Origin of the sequence: Massilia sp. CFBP9012, from assembly GCF_034045115.1 — a bacterium.
Classification (GTDB): Bacteria; Pseudomonadota; Gammaproteobacteria; order Burkholderiales; family Burkholderiaceae_D; genus Telluria.
This window is the reverse complement of sequence record NZ_JAXCWM010000009.1, coordinates 256,205-282,082: the sequence shown is the minus strand read 5'-3', so window position 1 is coordinate 282,082 and position 25,878 is coordinate 256,205. Positions and strand designations below refer to the sequence as shown.

At 64.6% G+C, this 25,878-nt stretch carries 26 protein-coding genes; 20 read left to right on the top strand and 6 right to left on the bottom strand.

Annotated elements, in window-relative coordinates:
- Positions 1 to 18 precede the first annotated feature (18 nt).
- From cheA to SOM61_RS17000, 19 genes are all read left to right on the top strand, one after another.
- On the top strand, positions 19 to 2,193 hold the full coding sequence (gene cheA / locus SOM61_RS17090) for a chemotaxis protein CheA (protein WP_320475180.1): 2,175 nt from the start codon (positions 19 to 21) through the stop codon (positions 2,191 to 2,193).
- A gap of 12 nt (positions 2,194 to 2,205) precedes the next feature.
- Complete coding sequence (locus tag SOM61_RS17085; protein ID WP_071362121.1) at positions 2,206 to 2,709, top strand: chemotaxis protein CheW; 504 nt, start codon at positions 2,206 to 2,208, stop codon at positions 2,707 to 2,709.
- Between the two features lie 90 nt (positions 2,710 to 2,799).
- A complete protein-coding gene (locus tag SOM61_RS17080) occupies positions 2,800 to 3,654 on the top strand; it encodes a CheR family methyltransferase (RefSeq protein WP_320475179.1) in 855 nt (284 codons plus the stop codon).
- 14 nt (positions 3,655 to 3,668) lie between these two features.
- Positions 3,669 to 4,268: a chemoreceptor glutamine deamidase CheD gene (gene cheD / locus SOM61_RS17075; protein ID WP_147934842.1), complete on the top strand. Its 600-nt coding sequence runs from the start codon at positions 3,669 to 3,671 to the stop codon at positions 4,266 to 4,268.
- Positions 4,269 to 4,291: 23 nt separating this feature from the next.
- A complete protein-coding gene (locus tag SOM61_RS17070; protein WP_320475178.1) occupies positions 4,292 to 5,356 on the top strand; it encodes a protein-glutamate methylesterase/protein-glutamine glutaminase in 1,065 nt (354 codons plus the stop codon).
- Between the two features lie 141 nt (positions 5,357 to 5,497).
- Positions 5,498 to 5,896, top strand: coding sequence for a chemotaxis response regulator CheY (gene cheY / locus SOM61_RS17065; protein WP_005666673.1), 399 nt, complete (start codon positions 5,498 to 5,500; stop codon positions 5,894 to 5,896).
- Position 5,897: 1 nt separating this feature from the next.
- Positions 5,898 to 6,542, top strand: coding sequence for a protein phosphatase CheZ (gene cheZ, locus SOM61_RS17060; protein WP_320475177.1), 645 nt, complete (start codon positions 5,898 to 5,900; stop codon positions 6,540 to 6,542).
- Positions 6,543 to 6,586: 44 nt separating this feature from the next.
- Positions 6,587 to 7,801, top strand: a complete 1,215-nt coding sequence (locus SOM61_RS17055; protein WP_320475176.1) for an EAL and HDOD domain-containing protein — start codon at positions 6,587 to 6,589, stop codon at positions 7,799 to 7,801.
- A gap of 198 nt (positions 7,802 to 7,999) precedes the next feature.
- Positions 8,000 to 10,402 carry a DUF3141 domain-containing protein gene (locus SOM61_RS17050; RefSeq protein ID WP_320475175.1) on the top strand — a complete coding sequence of 801 codons (2,403 nt, stop codon included), beginning with the start codon at positions 8,000 to 8,002 and terminating at the stop codon, positions 10,400 to 10,402.
- An 11-nt stretch (positions 10,403 to 10,413) separates the two neighbouring features.
- Positions 10,414 to 11,352: a phosphate acetyltransferase gene (locus SOM61_RS17045; RefSeq protein WP_320475174.1), complete on the top strand. Its 939-nt coding sequence runs from the start codon at positions 10,414 to 10,416 to the stop codon at positions 11,350 to 11,352.
- 4 nt (positions 11,353 to 11,356) lie between these two features.
- On the top strand, positions 11,357 to 12,559 hold the full coding sequence (locus tag SOM61_RS17040) for an acetate/propionate family kinase (protein WP_320475173.1): 1,203 nt from the start codon (positions 11,357 to 11,359) through the stop codon (positions 12,557 to 12,559).
- Positions 12,556 to 13,203, top strand: a complete 648-nt coding sequence (locus SOM61_RS17035) for a CoA transferase subunit A (RefSeq protein WP_320475172.1) — start codon at positions 12,556 to 12,558, stop codon at positions 13,201 to 13,203. Before SOM61_RS17040 ends, SOM61_RS17035 begins: the two co-directional genes overlap by 4 nt.
- A gap of 20 nt (positions 13,204 to 13,223) precedes the next feature.
- Complete coding sequence (locus SOM61_RS17030) at positions 13,224 to 13,883, top strand: 3-oxoacid CoA-transferase subunit B (RefSeq protein ID WP_320475171.1); 660 nt, start codon at positions 13,224 to 13,226, stop codon at positions 13,881 to 13,883.
- A 31-nt stretch (positions 13,884 to 13,914) separates the two neighbouring features.
- A complete protein-coding gene (fabI, locus tag SOM61_RS17025) occupies positions 13,915 to 14,697 on the top strand; it encodes an enoyl-ACP reductase FabI (protein ID WP_320475170.1) in 783 nt (260 codons plus the stop codon).
- Positions 14,698 to 14,709: 12 nt separating this feature from the next.
- A complete protein-coding gene (locus SOM61_RS17020) occupies positions 14,710 to 14,964 on the top strand; it encodes an RNA-binding protein (protein WP_320475169.1) in 255 nt (84 codons plus the stop codon).
- Positions 14,965 to 14,985: 21 nt separating this feature from the next.
- A complete protein-coding gene (locus SOM61_RS17015) occupies positions 14,986 to 16,035 on the top strand; it encodes a hypothetical protein (protein ID WP_320475168.1) in 1,050 nt (349 codons plus the stop codon).
- Positions 16,036 to 16,090: 55 nt separating this feature from the next.
- On the top strand, positions 16,091 to 16,960 hold the full coding sequence (gene atpG, locus SOM61_RS17010; protein WP_320475167.1) for a F0F1 ATP synthase subunit gamma: 870 nt from the start codon (positions 16,091 to 16,093) through the stop codon (positions 16,958 to 16,960).
- A 47-nt stretch (positions 16,961 to 17,007) separates the two neighbouring features.
- Positions 17,008 to 17,436 (top strand): F0F1 ATP synthase subunit epsilon, encoded by a 429-nt coding sequence (locus SOM61_RS17005; protein WP_320475166.1) that lies wholly within the window; start codon positions 17,008 to 17,010, stop codon positions 17,434 to 17,436.
- Position 17,437: 1 nt separating this feature from the next.
- A complete protein-coding gene (locus SOM61_RS17000; protein WP_320475165.1) occupies positions 17,438 to 17,989 on the top strand; it encodes a GNAT family N-acetyltransferase in 552 nt (183 codons plus the stop codon).
- Here the strand turns inward: SOM61_RS17000 and SOM61_RS16995 are convergent.
- The 6 genes from SOM61_RS16995 to metG form a co-directional block, all read right to left on the bottom strand.
- Positions 17,986 to 18,759, bottom strand: coding sequence for a flagellar brake protein (locus SOM61_RS16995; protein WP_320475164.1), 774 nt, complete (start codon positions 18,757 to 18,759; stop codon positions 17,986 to 17,988). The two genes, SOM61_RS17000 and SOM61_RS16995, sit on opposite strands and share 4 nt — an antisense overlap.
- A 103-nt stretch (positions 18,760 to 18,862) precedes the next feature.
- Positions 18,863 to 19,702, bottom strand: a complete 840-nt coding sequence (gene panC, locus SOM61_RS16990) for a pantoate--beta-alanine ligase (RefSeq protein WP_320475163.1) — start codon at positions 19,700 to 19,702, stop codon at positions 18,863 to 18,865.
- Positions 19,703 to 19,729: 27 nt separating this feature from the next.
- Positions 19,730 to 20,596: a segregation and condensation protein A gene (locus SOM61_RS16985; RefSeq protein WP_320475162.1), complete on the bottom strand. Its 867-nt coding sequence runs from the start codon at positions 20,594 to 20,596 to the stop codon at positions 19,730 to 19,732.
- 16 nt (positions 20,597 to 20,612) lie between these two features.
- Positions 20,613 to 20,822 (bottom strand): DUF3460 family protein, encoded by a 210-nt coding sequence (locus SOM61_RS16980; RefSeq protein WP_147934857.1) that lies wholly within the window; start codon positions 20,820 to 20,822, stop codon positions 20,613 to 20,615.
- A 76-nt stretch (positions 20,823 to 20,898) separates the two neighbouring features.
- Positions 20,899 to 22,215, bottom strand: a complete 1,317-nt coding sequence (locus tag SOM61_RS16975) for an enoyl ACP reductase FabMG family protein (protein WP_320475161.1) — start codon at positions 22,213 to 22,215, stop codon at positions 20,899 to 20,901.
- A gap of 163 nt (positions 22,216 to 22,378) precedes the next feature.
- On the bottom strand, positions 22,379 to 24,523 hold the full coding sequence (gene metG / locus SOM61_RS16970; RefSeq protein WP_320475160.1) for a methionine--tRNA ligase: 2,145 nt from the start codon (positions 24,521 to 24,523) through the stop codon (positions 22,379 to 22,381).
- 151 nt (positions 24,524 to 24,674) lie between these two features.
- On the opposite strand from metG, the gene apbC reads away from it, so the two are divergent.
- Positions 24,675 to 25,763, top strand: coding sequence for an iron-sulfur cluster carrier protein ApbC (gene apbC / locus SOM61_RS16965; RefSeq protein ID WP_320475159.1), 1,089 nt, complete (start codon positions 24,675 to 24,677; stop codon positions 25,761 to 25,763).
- The last annotated feature ends 115 nt before the right edge of the window (positions 25,764 to 25,878 follow it).

Sequence of the window (25,878 nt, the reverse complement as noted above, 5' to 3'; positions counted from 1 at the left end):
ATTCGAGCGGACAGTCTTATGACCATCGACATCAGCCAGTTCTACCAGGTCTTTTTCGACGAAGCAGAGGAACTGCTCGCCGAAATGGAACGCCTGCTGCTGGGCGTCGACGTCGCCGCGCCCGATGCGGAAGACCTGAACGCGATCTTCCGCACCGCCCACTCGGTCAAGGGCGGCGCATCGACCTTCGGCCTGACCGATATGTGCGACGTGACCCACGTGCTGGAGTCGCTGCTGGACCGTATCCGCAAGGGCGAGATGGCGCTGACCTCGAACCACGTGGACGCCTTCCTGGCGGCCAAGGACGGGCTCAAGATGCAGCTCGACGGCCACCGCCATGGCGCGACCGTGGACAATGAAGCCATCGCCAACGTGCGCATGGCCCTGCACGACCTGGCCGAGGGCCTGGTGCCGGCCGCGCCGGTGGTGGCGCCGTCCTACCTGACGGCCCAGGCGCGCACCGAACACTCTACCGAAGGCGCGCACCGCTACAAGATCGAGCTGCCCGAAGTCGCCCAGCGCGACATCAACGCCCTGGTCGATGAACTGGGGCTGATGGGCCGCGTCTCGGTGGCGCCGCTCGAGGGCGGGCGCACGGCGCTGGTCATCACCACCCACGAGAGCCTGGACGACATCATCGCGATCTGCTCCTTCGTGCTCGACCCGGACGACCTGAGGATCTTCGAGGCGCCGGCGCTCACGCCCGAGCAGCGCGCGATCGAGGCGGCCGAGCGCAAGCGCATCGAGGATGCGCAGGGCTACGGTTTCTTCGGCCCCGATGACGACGTCGCGCCCGCCGGCGGCGAGCTGTCGGACGACGATCTCGGTTACGGTTTCTTCCAGCCGATCGAGCAGATCCGCGCCGCGGCCGGCATCGTGGCCAGTGCGCCCGAGCCGGTGGCGGCGATGTCGGTGCAGGCCCAGAACGTGGTCGAGCACCTGGCCGAACTGAGCGCCGAGAAAAAGGCCGCCAAGAAGGACGCTCAGTCCGAATCGTCGTCGATCCGGGTCTCGGTGGAGAAGGTCGACCAGCTGATCAACCTGATCGGCGAACTGGTGATCACCAACGCCATGCTCGAGCAGCGCAGCACCGTGCTCGACCCGATCCTGCACGAACGCCTGATGTCGTCGGTGAGCCAGCTGGGCCGCAACACGCGCGAGCTGCAAGAGGCCGTGATGTCGATCCGCATGATGCCGATGGACTTCGTGTTCTCGCGCTTCCCGCGCATGGTGCGCGACCTGGCCGGTAAACTCGGCAAGAAAGTCGATTTCATCACCCACGGCGCCGCCACCGAACTGGATAAAGGCCTGATCGAGCGCATCGTCGATCCCTTGACGCACCTGGTGCGCAACTCGATCGACCACGGTGTCGAGATGCCGGCCGCGCGCGTCGCGGCGGGTAAATCGGAAGCAGGGCGCCTGTTCCTGTCGGCCGGCCACCAGGGCGGCCACATCGTGATCGAAGTGGCGGACGACGGCGGTGGCCTGAATCGCGAGAAGATCCTGGCCAAGGCGGCCTCGAACGGCCTGGCCGTGTCCGACACCATGAGCGATTCGGAAGTCTGGCAGCTGATCTTCGCGCCGGGCTTCTCGACCGCCGAAGTGGTCACCGACGTCTCCGGCCGCGGGGTCGGCATGGACGTCGTCAAGCGCAATATCACCGCCATGGGCGGCACCGTCGACATCCGTTCGGCGGCCGGTTTCGGCACCACGATCTCGATCTCGCTGCCCCTGACCCTGGCGATCCTGGACGGCATGTCGATCAGGAGCGGCGAAGAAGTCTATATCCTGCCGCTGTCCTTCGTGGTCGAGTCGCTGCAGCCGGCGCCCGAAGACGTGCGCGATATCGCGGGACGCGGGCGCGTGCTGAAAGTGCGCGGCGAATACCTGCCCCTGATCCCGCTGCACCAGATGTTCGACATCGAGCCGCGTCACCGCGAGCCGAGCGACGGCATCGTCGTCATCCTCGAGACCGAAGGCAAGAAGGCGGCGCTGTTCGTGGACGAACTGGTGGGCCAGCAGCAGGTGGTGGTCAAGAACCTGGAAGCGAATTACCGCAAAGTGGCCGGGATCTCCGGCGCAACCATCATGGGCGACGGCGGCGTCGCCCTGATCCTCGACGTGGCGGCGCTGGTGCGCTCGTCGCGTCAGTTGGCCGACGATCCCGTCGTTCCATCAATTTTTACTCAATAAGAAGGAAATCCCATGTCCAACCTGGCAAACACCACCTCGGCTGACGGGACCGCGAACGACGGCGCCGGCAACGAATTCCTGGCCTTTACCCTCGGCTCGGAAGAATACGGCATCGACATCCTGAAAGTGCAGGAAATCCGCGGCTACGAAGCGGTGACCCGCATCGCCAACGCACCTGAATTCATCAAGGGCGTGATCAACCTGCGTGGCATCATCATCCCGGTGGTCGACATGCGCATCAAGTTCAACCTGGGCACCCCGGTGTACGACCAGTTCACTGTCGTGATCATCCTGAACATCGGCGGCCGCATCATGGGCATGGTGGTCGACAGCGTGTCCGACGTCACCACCCTGACGCCAGACCAGATCAAGCCGGCGCCAGAGATGGGCACCGCCTTCAATTCCGACTACATGATCGGCCTGGGCACGGTCGACGAGCGCATGCTGATCCTGGTCGACATCGACAAGCTGATGTCCTCGGGCGAGATGGGCCTGATCGACAAGCTGGCTGCATAATCAAGCAGCTGCAAAGCAGCGGCACGCAGCATCCACATCGGACCGCGCCAATCGTGGCGCGGACCAACCAGCATTCAGAAGGCAACAAACGTGCCGCAGCAGAAAACAGAAACGGTCAAGGAATTCGACTTCACGCGCCGTGACTTCGAACGGGTACGCGCGCTGATCCACCAGCGCGCCGGCATTTCGCTGGCCGACAGCAAGCAGGAAATGGTCTACAGCCGCCTGGCGCGGCGCCTGCGCGCGACCGGCATCCAGTCGTTCGCCACCTACCTGGACGACCTGGAAGCGGGCCGCATGGACCGCGAGTGGGAGTCGTTCACCAATGCGCTGACGACCAACCTGACCTCGTTCTTCCGCGAGGCGCATCACTTCCCGCTATTGCTCGATCATCTGATCGCGGTACGCAAGAAAGACACGCGCCCGCTCACGATCTGGTGCTCGGCGGCGTCGACCGGCGAAGAGCCGTACTCGATCGCGATGACGGCCTGCGAGGCCTTCAATACGCTCACGCCGCCGGTGCAGATCGTCGCCACCGACATCGACACCAATGTGCTGACCACGGCCTCGAATGGCGTGTACCCGATGGAGCGGCTCGACAAGACGTCGCCGGAGCGCCTGCGCCGCTTCTTCCTGAAAGGGAAGGGCGCCCACGAAGGCATGGCGCGCGTGCGCCCCGAGCTGCGCAACCTCGTCACCTTCAAGCAGCTGAACCTGCTGGCCGACGGCTGGCCGCTGGAAGGGCAGTTCGACGCCATCTTCTGCCGCAACGTGATGATTTATTTCGACAAGCCGACGCAGCGCAAGATCCTGAGCCGCTTCGTGCCGCTGATGAAGCCGCACGCGCTGCTGTTCGCCGGCCACTCCGAGAACTTCCTGTACGTGTCGGATGCGCTGCGCCTGCGCGGCAAGACGGTGTATGAACTCGATGGGCGCAGTGCCTGAAGCGTAAGACGACCATGAACAACCAGTTCGCCACCAACCTCTATCACGACCGCACCTTCAATGTCGACGCGGCCAAGATCCTGCCGGGCGAGTATTTCTATACCAATAAGGACATGCTGATCGCGACCGTGCTCGGCTCCTGCGTCTCGGCCTGCATTCGCGACCGCCTGACCGGCCTGGGCGGCATGAACCACTTCATGCTGCCCGACGGCGGCGCCGACGCCGGCAGCAACCCGGTCTCGGCCTCGATGCGCTACGGCTCGTTCGCGATGGAGATCCTGATCAATGACCTGCTCAAGGCCGGGGCCCGCCGCGAACACCTGGAAGCAAAAGTGTTCGGCGGCGGCGCCGTGCTGCGCGGCTTTACCGCGATGAACGTCGGCGAGCGTAACGCCGCCTTCGTGATGCAGTTCCTCAAGACCGAACGCATCCCGGTGCTGGCCGAAGACCTGAACGACATCTACCCGCGCAAGGTGTTTTTCTTCCCGCGCACGGGCAAGGTGTTGGTCAAGAAACTGATGCAAACCCAGAACGATACGCTGGCGAAGCGCGAGCTCGACTACGCCAAGCGACTCAAGGTCGAACCCGTCGGTGGCGCCATCGACCTGTTCTGATCAGTTAGTTGAAAGGGAAACACATGAAGACCAAGGTGCTGATCGTCGACGACTCCGCGCTGATCCGCAGCGTGATGAGCGAGATCGTCAATTCCCAGCCCGACCTCGAAGTGGTCGCCACCGCGCCCGATCCGCTGGTCGCGCGCGAATTAATCAAAAAGCATAACCCCGATGTCCTGACCCTGGACGTCGAGATGCCCAAGATGGACGGCCTCGACTTCCTGGAAAAGCTGATGCGCCTGCGCCCGATGCCGGTGCTGATGGTGTCGTCGCTGACCGAGCGCGGCTCGGAAATCACGATGCGCGCGCTCGAACTGGGTGCGGTGGACTTCGTGACCAAGCCGAAGATCTCGATCCAGACCGGCATGCGCGAGTATGCGGACATGATCGCCGACAAGATCCGCGCCGCCGCGCGCGCGCGCATCGCGCCGCGTTCGCGCACGCCGCAGGTCGCCAGCGCACCGCTGTCGGCCTTGAGGAGCCCCCTGATTTCTTCCGAAAAACTGATCATCATCGGGGCCTCGACCGGCGGCACCGAAGCGATCCGCGAATTCCTGATGCAGATGCCGTCCGACTGCCCGGGCATCCTGATTGCCCAGCACATGCCGGAGGGGTTTACGAGCTCCTTCGCCAAGCGCCTGGATTCGCTGTGCAAGATCAGCGTGGTCGAGTCCGCCGGCAACGAGCGGGTGCTGCCCGGCCACGCCTATATCGCGCCGGGCCATTCGCACCTGCTGCTGACGCGCTCGGGGGCCAACTACATGACCCGCATCGAGCAGTCGCCACCGGTCAACCGCCACCGTCCCTCGGTCGACGTGCTGTTTCGCTCCGCCGCGCAGGCGGCCGGTAAAAACGCCGTTGGTGTTATCCTGACCGGCATGGGCAAGGACGGCGCGGCCGGCATGCTCGAGATGCGCCAGGCTGGCGCCCACAACTTCGCGCAGGATGAAGCCAGCTGCGTCGTGTTCGGCATGCCGCGCGAAGCGATCGCGCTGGGCGCCGCCCACGACGTCGGCCCTTTGCAGGCATTGCCGCGCATGGTGCTCGAACATCTGGCGGCGCAGGGCGGCCGGGCGTTGCGTGTTTGATCCGAATTAGAGCTGGAGACATGCTTTAGGGGCTATTTTATCGCCGTAAGGCAACAAAAATGCTATTCTTGAGCCTGTTATCTCGCCCACCAGGGCAGCTCACCCAACAAACCACAGTATAAGATTCAAACGGAGTTATTCATGGCTGATCCAAAGATGCGTTTCCTGGTTGTTGACGATTTCTCGACGATGCGCCGCATCGTGCGAAATCTGTTGAAAGAACTGGGTTATGCCAACGTCGACGAGGCAGAAGACGGCGTGATGGCGCTGGCCAAGCTGCGCAGCGAATCGTTCGACTTCGTGGTGTCGGACTGGAACATGCCGAATATGGACGGCCTGACCATGCTGCAAAACATCCGTGCCGATCCCGCGCTGGCCAAGCTGCCGGTGCTGATGGTGACCGCGGAAGCGAAGAAAGAGAACATCATCGCCGCCGCCCAGGCCGGCGCCAGCGGCTACGTGGTCAAGCCCTTCACGGCCGCGACCCTCGACGAGAAGCTGAACAAGATCTTCGAGAAACTGGATAAAGCCGGAGCCTGAAATGGGTGAGATGAACTCGGCGCCCGAGGCCGGCGCGGCCTCTTCGCATGAAGAGGTGCTCAAGCGGGTCGGCCTGATGACCCGTGCGCTGCACGAAAACCTGCGCGGGCTGGGGCTCGACAAGCTGATCGAAAAGGCGGCGAGCGACATCCCCGATGCGCGCGACCGCCTCGATTACGTGGCGCGCCTGTCGGAACAGGCTGCCAAGAAGGTGCTGGACGCGACCGATGCGGCCGGCCCTCTGCAAGACGCGATCGAGACCCGCTCGGACGAGCTCACCAAAGGCTGGCAGGCGCTGCTGGACAAGGGCGCGACCGAGGCCGAATGGCGCGAGATGGCCCAGCGCACGATTTCCAGCATGAACGAGTCGGCGGCGGGGGCAGTTGCCACCCGCAGCGAGTTGATGAACATCATGATGGCCCAGGACTTCCAGGACCTGACCGGCCAGGTGATCGGCCGCATCACGGGCATCGCGCAGAACCTCGAGAAGCAGCTGGTGCAGGTGCTGATCGATTTCGCCCCGAGCGAGATCAAGCGCGAGCTCGACAACGGTCTGTTGAACGGCCCGCAAATCAAGCCAACCGGCACCGAAGTCGTGGCCAACCAGGGCCAGGTCGACGATCTGCTCGACAGCCTCGGGTTCTAAGCCGGCGCCGCGCATTTCGCCGGTCACTCACTTACGGCGCCTTCATGCATCGCACCAACTTCATCGTCCGCGAACCGCTGCTTGACCCCAGGCAGCGTGTGCTCGGCTATGAACTGTCGTGGCAGCAGCACGACGGACGCATTCCCACCGACCAGGACCTGGAAGGGCTGGTCGGTTTCGTCGCCGAGCACGTTAACCATGACGACCATGGCTGGCTGCTGCGCGACAAGATCCTGTTCCTCGACGCGGTGCCGGGCATGCTGTCGCTCGACGCCTTGCACGCACTGCCGCCGGAACGCACCGTGCTCACCTTCGACATCCGCCAGCTGACCGACCTCGACGTGCGCTCGGCCGTGCAGGCCGTGCGCGCGGGTGGCGTCGGCGTGGCGATCCGCGGCTGCGACATCAATCTGCTGGGGCGCAACCTGTCGCCGTATGCCTCCTACCTCGAGGTGCGCTTCACCGGCGCCAACGTGGCCGACCAGGCCCGCAGCTATGCCGCCGCCAAGCATTCGGCGCTGCGCATGGTGGGGCGGCCGGTAGGCACCTGGGCCGACTTCGACGCCTGCGCCGCGCTCGGGCTCGACGCCTTCGTCGGCAAGCTGCACCTGACGCCGCGGCCGGGCAACCCGGTCAAGGGCATGAACCCGACCCAGAGCATCATCCTCCAACTGATGCAGCTGGTGCAGAACAACGAGGACGTGCCCAAGCTCGAAAGCGTGCTGAAACGCGACCCCGCCCTGACCTATAAGCTGCTGCGCTACATCAATACCGCGGGCTTCGGCGCCGGGCGCGAAGTGCAGTCGCTGCGCCAGGCGATCTCGCTGCTGGGCTATGCGCCGCTGTACCGCTGGCTGGTGCTGCTGCTGGCCACGGCCAGCGCGAGCGGCTATTCGCCGGTGCTGATGGAGACCGCCGTGGTGCGCGGCCGCCTGGCCGAGCTGCTGGGGCAAAAATACCTGGGTAAGAGCGAGGCCGAGAACCTGTTCGTGGCCGGCATGTTTTCGCTGCTCGACCGGCTGCTGGGGCTGAGCATGCAGCAGGTGCTCGAGACTATCCAGCTGCCCGACGGGGTGGTGCAGGCGCTGACGCGGCGCGAAGGGCCGTATGGCCCCTACCTGGCGCTGGCCGAAGCCTGCGAGCTCAACTCGAACCTGGTGGCGTCGCTGGCCGATACGCTCGCGATCACGCCATCCGAAGTCAACCAGGCCCACCTGTCGGCGCTGGCCTGGGCGCAGAGCGTCGCGGTCGACGCCTAAGCCGGCCTCAATCCTTCTCTCTACATCGCCCGGCTGGACAGCCGGCGCCTCTTCGCATTCGCACTGACCCCATGCCGAGGTTGGACCTTGGTCTGATTGCGGCCTGGCCTAATGGGTAGACAATGGAGGCCGCAGCGGAACATGTGAAGCGCATATCCGCCTCCTGACGGCAGCGTTCTTCCCCATCGAGGTTCGTTCATGGACAATAAGCACCTTGCTCGGAGCCATGAGATCGGCGCCAAGCTCAGTCAACTCCATCAAAGGCGCTTGAAAACCGCGCTGGAGCAGTTCAGCGGGCGTACGGCGGCAGCGCTCAGCGAGGCAGCGGGCGAGGGGGCGCCGGACGGAAGCGCCGGATGGATGGCCGCGTTCAATCCCGGGTCGTATCAGCACTATGCGATCGATGCCTTCCAGCGTTCCATCCTGTTCTGGGATACCTTGCGCCAGCGCGGCGACAACTTCATCGAGCGTGCCTCGCGCGGTCCCGAGCCGGTGCTGCATTTTAGCTACGAGACCATCCTCGACGGGCGCAGCTTCGCACGGCCGGTCAACTACGCGCTGTTGCGGATCACGCCACCGGCAGGCGTCGCGATCGATCCCGCGAAGCGTCCTTATCTCATCATCGATCCCCGCGCGGGCCATGGCCCCGGCATCGGCGGCTTCAAGGACGATTCGCAGGCCGGCGTGGCGATGCGCGCCGGCCATCCGGTGTACTTCGTGAGCTTCTTTCGCGACCCCGAACCCGGACAGACGATGCTCGATGTGTGCAGCGCCGAGGAGCAATTCGTCAAGCACGTGCGCGCGCTGCACCCGTCAAGCGAAAAGCCGGCCATCATCGGGAACTGCCAGGGGGGCTGGGCGGCGATGATGCTGGCCGCATCCAGCCCCGACGATACCGGACCGCTCCTCATCAACGGGGCGCCGATGTCGTATGTGAGCGGGGCCTGGAACGAAGGCGAGGGCGACAATCCGATGCGCTATGCCGGCGGCATGCTGGGCGGCACCTGGCTGTCCTCGTTCGTCGCCGACCTGGGCAATGGCGTCTTCGACGGCGCGCACCTGGTACAGAACTTCGAGAATCTGAATCCGGCCAACTCGCTCTGGGACAAGTATTACAAGGTGTACCGGCATGCCGACACCGAACCGGCGCGCTATCTGGATTTCGAGCGCTGGTGGGGCACCTATTACCTGCTCAATCGTGAAGAGATCGAATTCATCACCCGCAACCTGTTCGTCGGCAACAAGCTGTGGTCCGGCGACGTCAAGGGCGCCAACGGCCAGGCCTTCGACCTGCGCGCGATCGAGATGCCGATCGTCCTGTTCGCGTCGATGGGTGACAACATCACCCCGCCGCAGCAGGCGTTCAACTGGGTAGCCGACATCTATGGCAGTACCGAAGAAATCAAGGCGCGCGGCCAGGTGATCGTCGGCCTGCTGCACCAGACCATCGGTCATCTTGGCATTTTTGTTTCCGGCAAGGTGGCGAAGAAGGAATATACGCAGCTGGTATCGGTGCTCGATGTCGTCGAGTTGCTGCCGCCAGGCCTGTACGGCATGCAGATCACTGAACTCCCGGACAAGGATGCCGCTGGACAGGCCCAGTACGACGTCACCTTGCACGAACGCCGGCTCGAGGAGACCAGCGCACAGTTCAATCGCTTCAATCGGGTCGACGAGCGGCCGTTCGAAGCGGTGGCGGCGCTGTCCGATTTCAACCAGCGTGGCTACGAACTGTTCGTGCAACCATGGGTGAGGGCCATGTCCAGCGACCTGAGCGCACGGCTGCTGCGCGCCTTCCACCCCTTGCGCGTCCAGAATTGGGCGCTGTCGAGCCGGAACCCCTGGATGGCGTGGCTCCTGCCCGCAGCGCAGGCAGCCAGGGCGCACCGCCAGCCGCTCGACGAGAGCGATCCGTGGCGACGCCTGGAAAACGCCGGCGCCGAGCTGGTCAGCTCGTCGCTGGACCTGTACCGCGCCGTGCGCGACGCCAACACCGAAGCGAGCTTCTTCAGCGTATACGCGAATATGTATTCGCTTTACATGGAAGATAAACCGCAGGCGCAGCCGGGTCCGGAGGCGACCGGTGTGCGTGCGCTGCCCTTCGTCCGGGAAGCGCTGGAGTCGATCGCCGAGGGCGGCTATGCCGAGGCCTTCGCGCGCCTGGCCAGCCTGCGCGCCCAACAGGGCGAACTGCTGCCGCTGTCGCGCCTGGTCAAGCGCAAGGAACTGGCGCAAGCCTATGCCGAGTATTTGCCGGACATACCGCTCGAACAATGGCGCCGCATGCGCGGCGAGCAGGAGATCATCACCCGTTTTGAACCGGAGCAAGCGATCGCTACCTTACCTATCCTGCTGCGAGACCGGGGCGATCGCGAGCGGCTGCTGACGCTCATCGACAAACTGATGGCGGACGAGCGGGTGCAGGCGCTGCCGGCGACCGGCGCCCAGCTGGCCATGGTGGAGCGGCTGCACGCGCTGCTCAGCGGCGAGCCAGGCAGCAAAGCCGGCAGCAAACCTGGCCGCGGCGCCGGCCATCCGCCCGCGCACCCGCCCACCCTCCCGCCAGTCCCGGAAACGCCGAGCTCGGCGCGCCTGCATTGAAAGGACACGATATGGAACCGAAGCACGAGAAATACCGACGGCTGATCGACTATTGCAAGGAGCTGGCGCCGATGCCGACTGCCGTTGCCCATCCCTGCGATAAAAGTTCGCTCGAGGGCGCGCTGGAAGCGGCGCGGATCGGGCTGATTGCGCCGGTGCTGGTCGGGCCGCGCGAACGGATCGAAGCGGTCGCGCATGAAAACGGCTTGCGGATCGGCGACGTGACTATCGTCGAGGCGGCCCACAGCCATGCCGCGGCGGCGGCCGCCGTCGAGCTGGTCCGCGAGGGCAAGGCCGAAGCCTTGATGAAGGGCAGCCTGCATACCGATGAGCTGATGGGGGCGGTGGTCAAGCGCGAAACCGGACTGCGCACCGCGCGCCGCGTCAGCCATTGTTTCGTCATGGACGTGCCCGGGTATCCCGATGCGCTGATCATCAGCGACGCCGCCGTGAACATCGCGCCGACGCTGGAAGAAAAGATGGACATCCTGCAGAACGCGATCGACCTTGCGCACGCCCTGCAGTTCAGGGAAGTGCGGGTGGCGGTGCTGTCGGCGATGGAAACGGTCAACCCGAAAGTGCCTTCCACGGTCGAGGCCGCGGCGCTGTGCAAGATGGTCGACCGCCACCAGATCAGCGGCGCCCTGGTCGACGGCCCGCTGGCGCTGGACAACGCGATCGACCCGGATGCGGCGAAGATCAAGAAGATCGATTCGCCCGTCGCCGGGCGCGCCAACGTGCTGCTGGTGCCCGATCTCGAGGCCGGCAATATGCTGGCCAAGAGCCTGTCCTTCCTGGCCGGCGCCGACGCGGCCGGCATCGTCCTCGGGGCGAAGGTGCCGATCATCCTGACCAGCCGCGCCGACTCGATGGTGACCCGGCTGGCCTCGTGCGCGGTGGCCACGCTGGTGGCCAAGGCGCGTCGCGAGAGCGGCCAGCCGGTGAGGTGATGCCATGGCCGACCTCATCCTGGTACTTAACGCCGGCTCGTCGAGCATCAAGTTCCGCGCCTTCGACGCCGGCCCGGCCGAACCCGAACTCGTCCTCCATGGCCAGGTCGAGGGACTGAGTATCGGGGGGAAAGTCAGCGCCGCGAAATTCAGCGCCAAGGATGCCGGGGGCGCGCTGATCGGCGAGCGGCGCTGGGAGCCCGGCGCCGCGCTCGGCCACCAGGAGGCGACCGACTACATCGGCGACTTCCTGCGCAGCCACCGCGCGGGCCACCGGCTGGTGGCGGTCGGCCACCGCGTCGTGCATGGCGGCGTGCAGTTCACCGAGGCGGCGCGTGTCACCCCGGCCGTGATCGAGGCGCTCGACCGCTTGACGCCGCTCGCGCCCCTGCACCAGCCGCACAACCTGGCGCCGATCCGCACCCTGTTTGATGCGCGGCCGGACTTGCCGCAAGTGGCCTGCTTCGATACCGCCTTCCACCGCGCGCAGCCCGAGGTGGCCCAGGCCTACGCGCTGCCGGACAGCATCACCAGGCTGGGGGTGCGGCGCTACGGCTTCCATGGCCTCTCCTACGAATACATCGCGTCGGTGCTGCCGGCCTATCCGGAGCTGGGCGCCGCCCGCGCCGCCCTGGTGGCGCACCTGGGCAACGGTTCGAGCCTGTGCGCGCTGGCGGGAGGCAAGAGCGTGGCCAGCACCATGGGATTCACCGCCGTCGACGGCTTGCCGATGGGTACGCGCTGCGGCAACCTGGATCCGGGCGTGGTGCTGTTCCTGTTGGATTACCTCAAGATGGATGCGCGCGCCATCGAAGACCTGATCTACAAGCAGTCGGGCCTGCTCGGCGTGTCGGGCATCTCGAGCGATATGCGGACCTTGCTGGACAGCGACGATGCGCGGGCGCGCTTTGCGGTCGACCTGTTCGTCTACCGCATCGGTCGCGAGCTCGGCTCGCTGGCGGCCGCCACCGAGGGCGCCGACGCCCTGGTGTTCACGGCCGGCATCGGCGAGCATTCGGCGCTGATCCGCGAACGGGTCTGCCGTGCGGCGCGCTGGCTCGGCGTCGAACTCGAGCCGGCCGCCAATGCCGCGGGAGGGCCGCGCATCAGCACGGCGCGCAGCAAAGTTTCGGCATGGGTGATTCCGACCAATGAAGAACTGATGATCGCGCGGCACACAAGAGCAGTCGTGAGGACGGCCGCATGAAAACGGTCAGCCTGGAGGACTCGGTCGCCATGATCCCGGACGGGGCCAGCCTCATGATTGGCGGCTTCATGGGCGTCGGCACGCCGGAACGGGTGATGGACGAACTGGCGCGCCAGGGCAAGCGCGAGCTGACCGTGATCGCCAACGACACCGCGGCCCCGGGCCGCGGCATCGGCAAGCTGGTCACGGCCGGGGCCGTGCGCAAGGCGATCGTCAGCCATATCGGGCTCAATCCGGAAACCCAGCAAAAGATGATCGCCGGCGACATCGAGGTCGAACTGGTGCCGCAGGGCACCCTGATCGAGCGGCTTCGCGCCGCCGGCTACGGGCTGGGCGGCGTCCTGACCCCGACCGGCGTCGGCACTGCGGTCGAAGAGGGCAAGCGCAAGATCGAGGTCGACGGCGCGCCTTATCTGCTGGAGACGGCGCTCGGGGCCGATTTCGCCCTGGTCGAATCCTTTCTTGCCGATTACGAGGGTAACCTGGTCTACGCCCTGACTGCCCGCAATTTCAATCCCGTGATCGCGATGGCGGCCAGGACCGTGATCGTGGATGCCGCCAATATCGTCCCGGTAGGGATGATCTCGCCTGACCATGTGATGACGCCGGCGGTGCTGGTCGATTACCTCGTGGCCCACAGGTGACTGACGAGGAAGGCCGCACCATGGACGCTCCCACCCTGATCGCCAAACGGATTGCCCAGGAATTGCGCCCGGGGATGCTGGCCAACCTCGGCGTCGGCATTCCGACCTTGGTCGCCAACTACGTCCCGCCCGGGATGCACATCTACTTCCAGTCCGAGAACGGCCTGGTGGGTACGGGGCCGATTCCAGAGGATGGACTGGCGCAGCCGTATCTGACCGATGCCGCCGGCCAGCCGGTCACGGCCTTGCCCGGCGCGGCGACCTTCGACAGCGCGGTCTCGTTCGGCCTGATCCGGGGCGGGCACCTGGACCTGACGGTGCTGGGCGGCCTGCAGGTCGACCAGCAAGGCTTGCTGGCCAACTGGATGATTCCCGGGAAGATGGTGCCCGGCATGGGCGGCGCGATGGACCTGGTTACCGGCGCCAGACGCGTGATCGTCGCCATGCAGCATACCGCCAGGGGCAAGCCGAAGATCGTGCGGCAATGCTCGCTGCCGCTGACCTCATTGCGCACGATCGACCTGCTGGTGACGGAACTGGCGGTCATCGGCTTCGATGGCGGCCGCGCCACCCTGCTGGAAACGGCGCCCGGCGTCGGGGTGGAGCAGGTGCTCGCCGCCACCGAGGCCGAGCTGGTGGTGCCGGGCCAGGTGGCGCAAATGCGGATCGAGGGTTACTAACAGGAATCAACCCAATCGAAGGAGCTTCGTCATGACGAATGTACGCCACCGCCCGATATTGGAGGGCAAGAAGGCCCTGGTCTCAGGGATCGCCAACGAGCATTCGATTGCGTATGGATGCGCCAAGGCGTTCCGCGAGCTCGGCGCCGAGCTCGCCATCACCTATACCGGCGAAAAGACCAGGACCTATGTCGAGCCGCTGGCGCGCGAACTGGGCGCGCCGATCTTCATGCCGCTCGACGTCACCAGGCCGGAAGACATCCAGGCCGTGTTCGGCGAGATCGAACGGCAATGGGGGCGGCTCGACCTGTTCGTGCATTCGATCGCCTGGGCGCCGAAACAAGACCTGCAGGGCGGGCTGCTCGACAGCAGCGCCGAGGGCTTCGGCCAGGCGATGGACATCTCCTGTCACTCCTTCGTGCGCATGGCGCGCCAGGCTGCCCCCTTGATGAAGGACGGCGGCGCCATGTTCACGATGAGCTACCACGGCGCCAACAAGGTGGTCGCCAATTACAACCTGATGGGACCGGTCAAGGCTGCCCTGGAAGCGTGCGCGCGTTATCTGGCCTACGAACTCGGCCCGAAGCGTATCCGGGTGCATGCGGTGTCGCCGGGCCCGCTCAAGACGCGCGCCGGTTCCGGCCTGAAGGACTTCGACCTCTTGCTGGCGGACGCGGCCGAGCGTGCGCCGCTCGGCGAGCTGGTCGACATCATGGACGTCGGTTTCACCTGCGCCTTCCTGGCCACGCCCTATGCCAGGCGGCTGTCCGGAGAAACCATGTACGTCGATGGTGGTGTCCACATCATGGCCTGACGGGGATATGCCATGGCTGACTTGGTGATGGGAAATGTGGAAGCAGGCACCAGCGACGACGACATCAAGGCATTCCTCGTCAAGTACGGATTTCCGCCATTCGACGAGATCGAACACTTGCCTGGCGACGGTTCGCGGCCCGCGGTGCTGCTGACGTTCAGGGATGCGCCGCCGGAAGCGCTGCGCATCCTGCTGCCGCGCGTCCAGGACATGTTCTGGAAGAACCGGAAAATTCACGTGCATATCGTCAACGAACGGTATACCTGAGGTGTTCGCCACGGACCTGCAATGGGCTTGCTCGATAAAATACGGCGCACGGATGACCAGGCCACCATAGAGGCCAGGGAAGGCGTCGATGCGGCGATCGAACGCGTGATGGCGCTGCACCCGCAGCTGCGCCTGGCGCGCCGCTACCAGAAGCGGCTCGCGCCTGCGGTGGCGATATCGTTCAACTACGTGCGCGGCCTGGTCGATGCCGTGCCGGCGGCGCGCGAAGCCAGCGGCGCCGCCTGGACGGGCGATCCCTATATCCACGCCTATTTCGCTGCGCCGGACGACGTCGCTGAGCTGATCAGCCGTTCGCCGGACGTGCGTGCGTATTTTGCGGAGAACGGCGACGCGCCTGACGCGCATGCGGTGCTGGGGATGGAACTGGTCGAGCGCCATATCCTGGGCGTCAGGCTTGAAGGTGACACCGTACGCCGCGACGTTCCGCAAAAGACCGTGAGTTTCAGCGATCACCAGGTCAAGCTGTGCGCGCGTACCGACGCCGAACTGAGGAGTGCGATCGTACGCCTCTTGCTGGACCAGCTCGCTCTGGTAGGCCTGGCGCGCGCGACTGCGGACAAGTCGCGCCGCGTCGCGCTCGTGCGCGAGCGTGCACTGCTCAAGACGCGGCTGCAGTTGCTCGAGCGCCAGGGCAGGGGCATCGGCTCCCTGATCGGCGGCGACATCGCGACCGACCTTGGTGAACTGGCGCGGCTGCAGACCCAGGTCGAGGAGAACGCGCGCGAGCAGGCCGGTCTGGGCCTGCCCGAAGATGCGCTGGACCGTGAACTCGACCATGTCCGCGCGGTGTTTGCACAGCCGGGACGGTATCTCTCGGTGTCCACCCGGCGGCTGACCCTGGACCGGATGAACGTGGTGCTCGAGCCCGATGGCATGGCGCTCGGTAGGCAAGAGGGCGTCGATCTCGAGTTCCGGATTGCCCGCCTGCCGACCGTGCCGCCACGCGTACGCGCATTCTCGCTGGTGCGCTTCGCGCGTGCCAGCCTGCTGCCCGAAAGGAGCGTGTTCGAGGAGGCCGAGCAGCTGCTGGCGTCGGGCCTCTGGTCCTGATGCCTGTCACCCGGCAAGTAAGTAAGGCGCAGGACGTCGATAAGGAGTAGCGATCATGGCTGGAGGCAAGGAAATACGCGACAAGATCAAGAGTGTGGAGAGCACCCGCAAGATCACCAAGGCGATGGAGATGGTCGCCACTTCCAAGATGCGCAAGGCGCAGGAGCGGATGCGCACCGCGCGTCCCTACGCCCGCAAGATCCGCAACATCACCGGGCACCTGGCGGAGGCGAGCCCGGAATACAGCCATCCCTTCCTCGTCACTGGCAGCGACGCCAGGAAGGTCGGCATCATCGTGATCACGACCGACAAGGGCCTGTGCGGCGCCATGAACACCAACATCCTGCGCATGGTGACCCATGCGATGCGTGATTTCCAGGAAAGTGGCATCGGAAGCGACCTGGTCGTCATCGGCAACAGGGGGCTGTCCTTCATGACACGCATCGGAGCCCGGGTCGTCGCGCATGCCGTACAGCTTGGCGACACGCCGCACCTCGAACGATTGCTCGGCCCGGCCAAGGTGCTGCTCGACGCTTACCAGAATGCGCAGATCGATGCCATCCACCTGTGCTACACGCGGTTCATCAACTCGATGAGCCAGGAAGCCGTGATGGAGCAGCTCGTACCCCTGTCCGGGAACAACGTGCGGGCCGAAAGGGGCACGCATAGCTGGGACTATCTGTACGAGCCCAATCCGGCCGACGTGATCGACGAGCTCCTGGTGCGCTACGTCGAGGCGCTGATCTACCAGGCGGTGGCCGAGAGTTTCGCTTCCGAGAACTCGGCGCGCCGGATGGCGATGAAGGCGGCAAGCGACAACGCGGAAACCGTCATCGGCGACCTCAAGCTGGTCTACAACAAGACCCGGCAAGCGGCGATCACGAAGGAACTCTCCGAGATCGTTTCCGGCGCAGCGGCGGTCTGAGCGATGGCCGTCTTCCTGCGCAAACCAGCGAACACAGCGAGAACATCATGGCAACTCCAGCGACGATCCACGTCAGTGTCGTCTCGGCCGAGGAAGGGGTGTTTGAAGGCGATGCGGAATTCGTCGCGTTGCCCGGAGAAAGCGGCGAGCTCGGCATCTATCCCATGCACACGCCCTTGATGACAAGGATACGGCCGGGGGCAGTGCGCATCAAGGTGCCGGGACAGGATGACGAAGAACTGGTGTTCGTCGCCGGCGGCATTCTCGAAGTGCAGCCGTACGAGGTCACGGTGCTGGCGGACACGGCCATCCGAGGACGCGACCTGGACGAAGCCAGCGCGAACGAAGCGCGCAAGCAGGCCGAAGAAGCGTTGCGCAACCGGGGCACGAAGATCGATTACGCCAAGGCGCAGTCGGAACTGGCGATCGCCATTGCGCAAATCCAGGCCCTGGCGCGGCAAAAGAAACGGCTCTGAGATGCAAGACGACCCACCGGACAGAGCGGGACTGCCGGCCCTGGCACGGCTGCGCGACGGCCGTACGGTCTTGTTGCGCGAGATCCAGGCCCAGGACGAAGACGAGATGCGCGAGGCCTTCCATCGGCTGTCGGCGGATTCGCGCTATGCGCGCTTCATGATGCCGCTGCGCGAGCCGCCGCCCGCCATGCTGGCGGCGGCGACCCGCCCGGATCCACGCCATGACCTGGCGCTGGTCGCCGTCAGCGGGGAGGGCGGCCCGGACCAGGACATCGTCGCGGGCGCGCGCTATGTGGGCGCGGCGGGCAGCGATAGCTGCGAGTTCGCGGTCACCGTGGTGGACGACTGGCACGGACTCGGCCTGGCGCGGCGCTTGCTGGAGATACTCATCGCGCACGCCACGGCGCGCGGATTGCGCCGCATGGAGGGTTTCGTGCTTGCCGCTAACACCCCGATGCGGCGGCTGGCCAGGCGCCTGGGCTTCGTCGACCGGCAGTGCGAAGACGATGCCACGCTGAGAGTGGTCAGCCTCGACTTGACGGCAGGCTCTTAGACCGTCGCGGCGCGGCGCTCGGTGCGGCCGCTGGTCAAAAAGCGCTCCAGCGTCTGCTGCAACTGCATCGAAATATTCACGAAGCTGCAGCCGATCTGCACCTGCTCGCCCAGCAGGAAGGTGCGGAACGGGCGCATCAGGCGCACTTCGAGGTCGGCCGTGACGACCAGCGCCGGTCCCAGTTCCAGGCGCACGCCGATCAGTTTCTTGCCCACATGTAGCCCGAAGCACTGCTCGGGCGAGGCGCGCATGCCGACGCCGCCCTGGGAAAAATCGTAGAGGGGCAGTTCGTACTGGCGGCCCGACAGGCCGAAGCTGGCGCTGTAGTTGGCGCCGACCGGCGTCTCGACCCGGCGCGCGGAGCGCCGGTTCAGCACCAGGCAGTGTTCGGGGAAGGTCGCCGGCACCAGGTGCGGCTGGCCGGGCAAGCCATCCCAGTCGCTTTCCAGCTCGAACTGCAGCTTGGCGTTGCCGCCGATCGCGCTGACGAAGGTGGCATGGTGGGTGACCGGCAATTCACTGCCAGTAAAATCCAGCACGAAATGCGGTAATTCCGGATCGACCGACTCGATCCGCACCAGGATCGGGTCCTGGATGCCGGAATAGACGGTGACGGGATCGCCGCTGAGCGACAGGGCGGTCAAGGCGTCGCCGATGTCGAACGGATCCGACATCTGGTGCGGCGCGGCATTGCCGGGAATGCGGCTCAATAGATCGGATGGCTTGGGCGGGCCCTTGCGGGCAATGGCGACGGCATCGGAGACGTTCACGGCGGGGTCCTGGGCGTGATTGTAAAATGCTGCTGCACGGAAGTATAACGCTCATTGCAATCTTGTTGCAAACGGGAAATCAATCGTGCAGCATTGGCATGAATCAAATTTCCAGGTTATCGATCAGGCGGGTCGCGCCCAGCTTGGCCGCCGCCAGCACCACCAGCGGCTCGCCGCGTTCCAGGTCGGCGCCGATCGGCGCCTGCAGGTCGATGCGCTTGCGCACCGAGACGTAGTCCGGTTTCCAGCCGCGTTCGGCCAGGGCTGCCATCGCGCGCGCTTCGACGGCGTCGACGTCGCGCTCGCCGCTGCGGATGGTATCGGCCACCGCATTCAGCTGCTGGTACAGCACCGGGGCTTCGGCACGCTCGCTGCCCGACAGGTAACCGTTGCGCGAGGACAGGGCCAGGCCGTCGTCGGCGCGGAAGGTCTCGGCGCCGATGATCTCGGTCGGCAGGGCGAACTGGCGCGCCATATTCCGCACGATCATCAATTGCTGGTAATCCTTCTTGCCGAACACGGCCACGCGCGGCTGCACGCACGAGAACAGCTTGGTCACGACGGTGCACACGCCCTCGAAGAAGCCGGGGCGGAATTCGCCTTCCAGCGTATTGCCCAGGTCGTCCGGCGGACGCACACGGTATTCCTGCGGCTCGGGATACAAATCCTTCTCGGTCGGCGCGAACAGCACGTAGACGCCTTCCTTTTCCAGCTTGGCGACGTCTTCCTGGAAGGTGCGCGGGTATTTGTCGAAATCCTCGTTGGGGCCGAACTGCAGGCGATTGACGAAGATCGAGGCGACCACCGGGTCGCCGTGACGGCGCGCCAGGCGCATCAGCGACAGGTGGCCTTCATGCAGATTGCCCATTGTCGGCACGAAAGCGGTGCGCAGCTGGCCGCGCAACTGATCGCGCAATTCGTCAATGGAAGAAATGATTTTCATGGGTGAACAAATGAGAATAAAACGGCATCAAGCCGGCGAATAGGCCAGGCGCACGTAGATCGGCGCAAAAGGCTCGGCCTGGGTAATTTCGATCAGTGTTTCTTTCGCCAGTTCGAGCATGGCGACAAAATGAACGACCACGATCGGGACCGTGTGCTGCCCGGCGAACAGGTCGCCGAACTCGACGAAACGCTGCGATTGCAGGGTGCGCAGGATGGCCGACATATGCTCGCGCACCGATAGTTCCTGGCGCCCGATCCGGTGGTGCTGGGTCAGCTTGGCACGGCGCAGCACGTCGAGCCAGGCGCGCTGCAAGTCCCAGGGATCGACGTCCGGCAGGGCCGTATTCAGGCCCTGTTCCACGAACAGCTGCGGGCGCACGAAGTCCCGGCCTTCCTGGGGCACATTGCCCAGCGCCACAGCAGCGGATTTAATCTGTTCATAGTCCAGCAGGCGTCGCACCAGTTCGGCGCGCGGGTCGCCGACGTCCTCGACCAGGTCGTCCTGGCGCTTGGGCAGCAGCATGCGGGATTTGATCTCGATCAGCATCGCAGCCATCAACAGGTATTCCGCCGCCAACTCGAGGTTGCTCTTGCGGATTTGCTCCACGTACACCAGGTATTGCAGGGTCACCTGCGCCATCGGGATGTCGAGGATGTTGAAGTTTTGCTTGCGGATCAGGTACAGCAGCAGGTCGAGCGGACCTTCGAAGGCGTCGAGGAAGATCTCGAGCGCGTCAGGCGGGATGTACAGGTCGTTCGGCAGGCGCGTCAGCGGTTCGCCATACAGGCGCGCGATCGCGGCGTCTTCCGGTGCGGATGGCGCGGCATGCTGGTCGTCCACGGCGGCTTGCAGAGGAATATCCTCTCCCCCGGCCGCCCCTTGGGGCATCATGCGCGCGCCTCCGGCCTCAGACCTTGCTCTGGTACGGATAGGCCTGCTGGCGCAGGCGCGATTCCTCGACGCGGGCCTGCTCGTCGAGCGAAACCGGTTCCTTGTCCCACAGCAGGGCGCGGCCGGCGACCTGGCCTGCGTCCAGGTGCGGATTCTGCTTCTTGAGCTCCGAGATGAACTTGGTGTGCTCGGATTCGTACATCACGTGTTTTTTCGAGAAGATCATGATTCGCTTAAGATAAATGACGGCTGGTTGCCGGCGACGGGCAGATTCTTCTGCCACGCGCCGCCGGCGTCAAGTCTTACTTGTGCAAGGCGTTCAGCTGGCGGGCGATGATGTCGTGGTTGAGCCACAGTACCGGCGCGATTTTTTCCGACGCGCCATGGAACATCAACGGGCCGGCGCCTTCCAGCACCAGGCTCGACAGGTGATCGGTGATCAGCGCCTTCTTGTCCTTGTGCAGGGCGGTGATGGCTTCCGAGGTGCCGATCATGACGTCGGCCAGCGCCGGGGTATTGTCCATCGGCCAGGCTTCGAAATTGCGGAAGGTGGCGCTGGTCGCATCGTTATTGTACCTCTCGATGGTGTCGAGCAACTGTTGCAGCGAGGTGTCGTCGCCCAGCAGCTCTTCACAGATGCGCCACTGCTCGTCGGCCCAGGCGCCGCCGCCTTCTTTTTTCAGCGCGCGCAGCAGCGGGAACAGCGACAGCTCGACGCCGACGAAGATGTCGGACGAGTTGGTGCGGATTTCCGGGCAGTTGAACACGGTCGCGAAGGTGCCATTCTTCCAGGCTGCTTCGGCGATCGATTCCAGGCGCATCTTGGCATAGCCCTGGGTGTAGTTGGTGTAGGTCTGCCACTGGTACTCGTCGCCGATCAGGATCTCGGTGCCGTGGTAGCCGTAGGCGGTGTAGCGCACTTCGCCGCCGGCTTGCGTCACACGCTCGCGGATGGCGGCGGATGCATCGATCAGGTACTTGAGCGTATTGGCCGAGACTTCGTCGAAGTTCATCAGGATCAGCTTGCCCAGGTCGCTGTCGAGCAGGGCGCGCGAGGACATGAAGCGCTCGCCGCGGCCTTTATAGATGCGGTTGGCAATGGCCAGGAAGGCCTTGATCTTCGGGATGCCGCCGGCCATCGTGTGGGCGAAGAAGACGTTGGCGCCTTGCGGCACCAGTTTATCGATCTCGGCCATCACGGTCGCGGCCGAAGCGGTGAAGCGGGCCACGCCTGCTGCGCGGCAGCGCTCGATGCGTTCCCAGTCCAGCTTTTCTTCCTGCCAGTTCTTCAGGGTGATCCCGGACAGCATTTCGGTCGGGTTCTGTTCGCCTTCCGGGGCGTCCATGTCGAAGCCGGCCATCAGCGGCACGTTGATGATGCGGCCACCCAGTTTCTCTTCCGCTTCGGCCAGTTCTTCGTCGTTCAGCTGGCGCAGGGCGCCGCTGTCGTCGCGGCGGCCGACGGTGACGCCGACGATGGTCATGCCGGCGGCGCGCGCCTGGTCGATCAGGCCGTTGACATAGCCGCGGCCGAACAGTTCGCCGAACAGGACGAAGACGTCGCCCTTACGGAACACATTGGCTTCAGGGATATGGCGGAGAGGATTCAAATCGGTCATATTATTAGCTACCTATCAAAAGAGTTTGTGGCGGCGTTTTGTCATATTTAAAACATGGCATTGTACACACACGCCACACCCTCGGGAATGCTTCCCGAGGCTTGCATGAGGCCCCTCTACGACCGGCGTTGCCGGTGTCAGGATGGCCTCTTGCCTTGCGGATTTAACGGATACGCATGCCTGGCGTCGCGCCCGGCATCGGGTCCAGCAGGTACAGGCCCGGGTTCGTTTTCTCGTCGGCTGCCGAGGCGCACAGTACCATGCCTTCGGACACGCCGAATTTCATCTTGCGCGGCGCCAGGTTGGCGACCAGCACGGTCAGCTTGCCGATCAGGTCTTCCGGCTGGTAGGCCGACTTGATGCCCGAGAACACATTACGGTGACGGCCTTCGCCCACGTCCAGGGTCAGGCGCAGCAGCTTGCTCGAGCCTTCGACGTGTTCGCAGTTGACGATCTTCGCCACGCGCAGGTCGATCCTGGTGAAGTCGTCGATCGAGATTTCCGGGGCCAGGGCTTCGATGTCGCTGTCGCCGGCTGCCGGGGCTTGCGCAGTCTCAACCTTCGCTGCCGGAGCGGGAACGGCGGCCACGGCCGGCTTGTCGAACAGGTTCTCGACCATCTTGGCATCGACGCGCTGCATCAGGTGGGCATAGGTGCCGATGGTGCGGCCGAGCATGGTTTCATAGACGGCGGCGCCATGGGTGTCGGCCCAGCTCAGTTCGGCATCGCCCAGGAATTCGGCCACGCGCGTGGCCACGTTCGGCAGCACCGGCGCCAGCATGACGGTCAGCTGGCGGAACAAGATGAGGGCCGTGGTGCACACGTCATGCAGTTCGGCGGTTTTGCCTTCGTCCTTGGCCAGCAGCCATGGCTTGTGCTCGTCGACGTACTGATTGATGACGTCGGCGATCTCCATGATCTCGCGCAGGGCGCGGCCGTATTCGCGCGCCTCGAAGGCGGTGGCGATGCTGGCCTGGCGCTCGGCGCCGTCTGCCATCAGGGCCTTGCAGATGGTGTCGCGGGCGGTCTGCGACAGGCTGTCGGCCAGCTTGCCGTCGAAGCGCTTGGCGATGAAGCCGGCGCAGCGGCTGGCGATATTGACGTATTTCCCGATCAGGTCGCTATTCACGCGGGCCACGAAGTCGTCGCCATTGAAGTCCAGGTCTTCGACCCTGGCGTTGAGCTTGAAGGCCAGGTAGTAGCGTAGCCATTCCGGGTTCATGCCCAGTTCCAGGTAGCGCAGCGGCGAAATGCCGGTGCCGCGCGACTTGGACATCTTTTCGTTGTTCACGGTCAGGTGGCCGTGCACCGCGACCTTCAGCTTGTCGATGATCGGATGGCCCGAGAAATTGAGCATGGCCGGCCAGAACAGCAGGTGGAACGAGACGATATCCTTGCCGATGAAATGCAGTTGTTCGGCTTCCGGGTCGTTCAGGAAGGCGTCGAAATCCTGGCCTTGCTTCTCGAAGTAATTCTTGAGGCTGGCCAGGTAGCCGACCGGCGCGTCCAGCCACACATAGAAGAATTTACCCGGAGCATCTGGAATCGGGATGCCGAAGTAGGGCGCGTCGCGCGAGATGTCCCAGTCGGCCAGTTTCTCGCCTTCTTCGCCCAGCCATTCCGAGACCTTGTTGACCATCTCGGGCTGCAGGCGGCCAGGGGTGTTCAACCATTCCTTCAGGAAGGTAAAGCAGCGCGGGTCGGACAGCTTGAAGAAATACTGCTCCGAAGGTTTCAGTACCGGGGTCGAGCCGGTGAACACCGAGAACGGGTTGATCAGTTCGGTCGGCTGGTAGGCGGCGCCGCACACTTCGCAGTTGTCGCCGTACTGGTCCTTGGCATGACAGACCGGGCATTCGCCCTTGATGTTGCGGTCGGCCAGGAACATGCCTTTGGCGGTGTCGTAAAAGCGGTCGACGGTCTTGGTGACGATCAGGCCGGCATCGCGCAGCTTGCGGTAGATGCCCTGCGACAGCTCGACGTTTTCCGGCGAATCGGTCGAATACCAGTTGTCGAAGGCGATGTGGAAGCCGTCCAGGTATTGCGCGCGCCCGGCGGCGATCTTGGCCACGAATTCCTGCGGCGTGATGCCTTCCTTCTCGGCCGCGATCATGATCGGCGTGCCGTGGGTATCGTCGGCGCACACGAAATGCACCTCGTTCGGCTGGCCGCCTTGCTGGTTACCCTCGCGCTGCATTCGCTGGAAGCGGACCCAGATGTCGGCCTGGATGTATTCCATCATGTGGCCGATATGGAAGGCAGCATTGGCGTAGGGCAGTGCGGTGGTGACGAACAGCTTGCGGGTCATGGTGTCGAAACGCTCGGGTTATATGAAAAGAAGCATTTTACCAGTGGATGGCCCTGCGCGCTCAGTGGGTATTCCCGACTTTCAGGCCCTTCCGCCCAGCTTGCAGGCCGTTTTGCGCTACACTTCGCCCAAATATCATCCGGAGAGCACCATGAGCATCACTGAGAACGACGTCAAGACCGCTTTGTCGGAAGTCATCGATCCTAACACCCAAAAAGATTTCGTCACGACCAAGTCGGTCAAGAACATCAAGATCGAAGCCGGCCAGGTCAGCTTCGAGCTGGAACTGGGCTACCCGGCCGCCAGCCAGGTCGAAATGCTGCGCGGCATGGCCGCCGCTGCCGTGCTGGAACTGCCCGGCGTCGAAGGCGTTGCCATCCGCGCTTACAGCAAGATCGTGTCGCACACCGTGCAGCGCGGCATGAAGGTAATGCCGAACGTCAAGAACATCATCGCCGTCGCCTCGGGCAAGGGCGGTGTTGGCAAATCGACCACGGCCGTCAACCTGGCCCTGGCCCTGTCGGCCGAAGGCGCCAGCGTCGGCATCCTGGATGCCGACATCTACGGTCCGTCGCAGCCGATGATGCTGGGTGTCTCTGGCCGTCCGGTCAGCCACGACAACAAGAGCATGGAACCGCTGGAAAACCATGGCATCCAGGTGTCGTCGGTCGGCTTCATGATCGACCCGGACGAGCCGATGGTGTGGCGCGGCCCGATGGCCAGCGGCGCCCTGCAGCAGCTGCTCGAGCAAACCAACTGGCGCGACCTCGATTACCTGATCGTGGACATGCCGCCGGGCACCGGCGACATCCAGCTGACGCTGTCGCAGAAAGTGCCGGTCACCGGCGCCGTGATCGTTACCACCCCGCAAGACATCGCCCTGCTCGACGCGCGCAAGGGCCTCAAGATGTTCGAGAAGGTCGGCATCCCGATCCTGGGCGTGGTCGAGAACATGAGCACCCATACCTGCACCAACTGCGGCCACACCGAGGCGATCTTCGGCCATGGCGGCGGCGAGAAGATGTGCGCCGACTTCGGCATCGATTTCCTGGGCGCGCTGCCGCTGACGATGGCGATCCGCGAACAGGCCGACGCCGGCCGTCCGACCGTGGTCGCCGACCCGGACGGCGCAGTGGCTGCCGTCTACAAGCAGATCGCGCGCAAGGTGGCGATCAAGATCGCCGAAAAGGCGAAGGACATGAGCAGCAAGTTCCCGAGCATCGTCGTCAAGAACGACTGATCCGGCAGCGGGGCGCCACGCCCCGCGCTCCCCTCGCATTGCGCTTGACTCTGACGCGCGCCAGCACTTGTTGTTGGCGCGCGTCATTCATTTCGCATTCCGAAACCGTGCCGAG

Coding starts and splice junctions, on each gene's coding strand:
- SOM61_RS17070 (WP_320475178.1), top strand. CDS start 4,292: ATGAAGACCAAGGTGCTGATCGTCGACGACTCCGCGCTGATCCGCAGC.
- SOM61_RS17000 (WP_320475165.1), top strand. CDS start 17,438: ATGCAAGACGACCCACCGGACAGAGCGGGACTGCCGGCCCTGGCACGG.
- fabI (WP_320475170.1), top strand. CDS start 13,915: ATGACGAATGTACGCCACCGCCCGATATTGGAGGGCAAGAAGGCCCTG.
- SOM61_RS17050 (WP_320475175.1), top strand. CDS start 8,000: ATGGACAATAAGCACCTTGCTCGGAGCCATGAGATCGGCGCCAAGCTC.
- SOM61_RS17035 (WP_320475172.1), top strand. CDS start 12,556: ATGAAAACGGTCAGCCTGGAGGACTCGGTCGCCATGATCCCGGACGGG.
- SOM61_RS17015 (WP_320475168.1), top strand. CDS start 14,986: ATGGGCTTGCTCGATAAAATACGGCGCACGGATGACCAGGCCACCATA.
- SOM61_RS17005 (WP_320475166.1), top strand. CDS start 17,008: ATGGCAACTCCAGCGACGATCCACGTCAGTGTCGTCTCGGCCGAGGAA.
- atpG (WP_320475167.1), top strand. CDS start 16,091: ATGGCTGGAGGCAAGGAAATACGCGACAAGATCAAGAGTGTGGAGAGC.
- SOM61_RS17020 (WP_320475169.1), top strand. CDS start 14,710: ATGGCTGACTTGGTGATGGGAAATGTGGAAGCAGGCACCAGCGACGAC.
- SOM61_RS17040 (WP_320475173.1), top strand. CDS start 11,357: ATGGCCGACCTCATCCTGGTACTTAACGCCGGCTCGTCGAGCATCAAG.
- SOM61_RS16975 (WP_320475161.1), bottom strand. CDS start 22,215: ATGACCGATTTGAATCCTCTCCGCCATATCCCTGAAGCCAATGTGTTC.
- SOM61_RS17085 (WP_071362121.1), top strand. CDS start 2,206: ATGTCCAACCTGGCAAACACCACCTCGGCTGACGGGACCGCGAACGAC.
- SOM61_RS17055 (WP_320475176.1), top strand. CDS start 6,587: ATGCATCGCACCAACTTCATCGTCCGCGAACCGCTGCTTGACCCCAGG.
- cheY (WP_005666673.1), top strand. CDS start 5,498: ATGGCTGATCCAAAGATGCGTTTCCTGGTTGTTGACGATTTCTCGACG.
- SOM61_RS17030 (WP_320475171.1), top strand. CDS start 13,224: ATGGACGCTCCCACCCTGATCGCCAAACGGATTGCCCAGGAATTGCGC.
- SOM61_RS16980 (WP_147934857.1), bottom strand. CDS start 20,822: ATGATCTTCTCGAAAAAACACGTGATGTACGAATCCGAGCACACCAAG.
- panC (WP_320475163.1), bottom strand. CDS start 19,702: ATGAAAATCATTTCTTCCATTGACGAATTGCGCGATCAGTTGCGCGGC.
- cheA (WP_320475180.1), top strand. CDS start 19: ATGACCATCGACATCAGCCAGTTCTACCAGGTCTTTTTCGACGAAGCA.
- metG (WP_320475160.1), bottom strand. CDS start 24,523: ATGACCCGCAAGCTGTTCGTCACCACCGCACTGCCCTACGCCAATGCT.
- cheD (WP_147934842.1), top strand. CDS start 3,669: ATGAACAACCAGTTCGCCACCAACCTCTATCACGACCGCACCTTCAAT.
- SOM61_RS17045 (WP_320475174.1), top strand. CDS start 10,414: ATGGAACCGAAGCACGAGAAATACCGACGGCTGATCGACTATTGCAAG.
- SOM61_RS16985 (WP_320475162.1), bottom strand. CDS start 20,596: ATGATGCCCCAAGGGGCGGCCGGGGGAGAGGATATTCCTCTGCAAGCC.
- cheZ (WP_320475177.1), top strand. CDS start 5,898: ATGGGTGAGATGAACTCGGCGCCCGAGGCCGGCGCGGCCTCTTCGCAT.
- apbC (WP_320475159.1), top strand. CDS start 24,675: ATGAGCATCACTGAGAACGACGTCAAGACCGCTTTGTCGGAAGTCATC.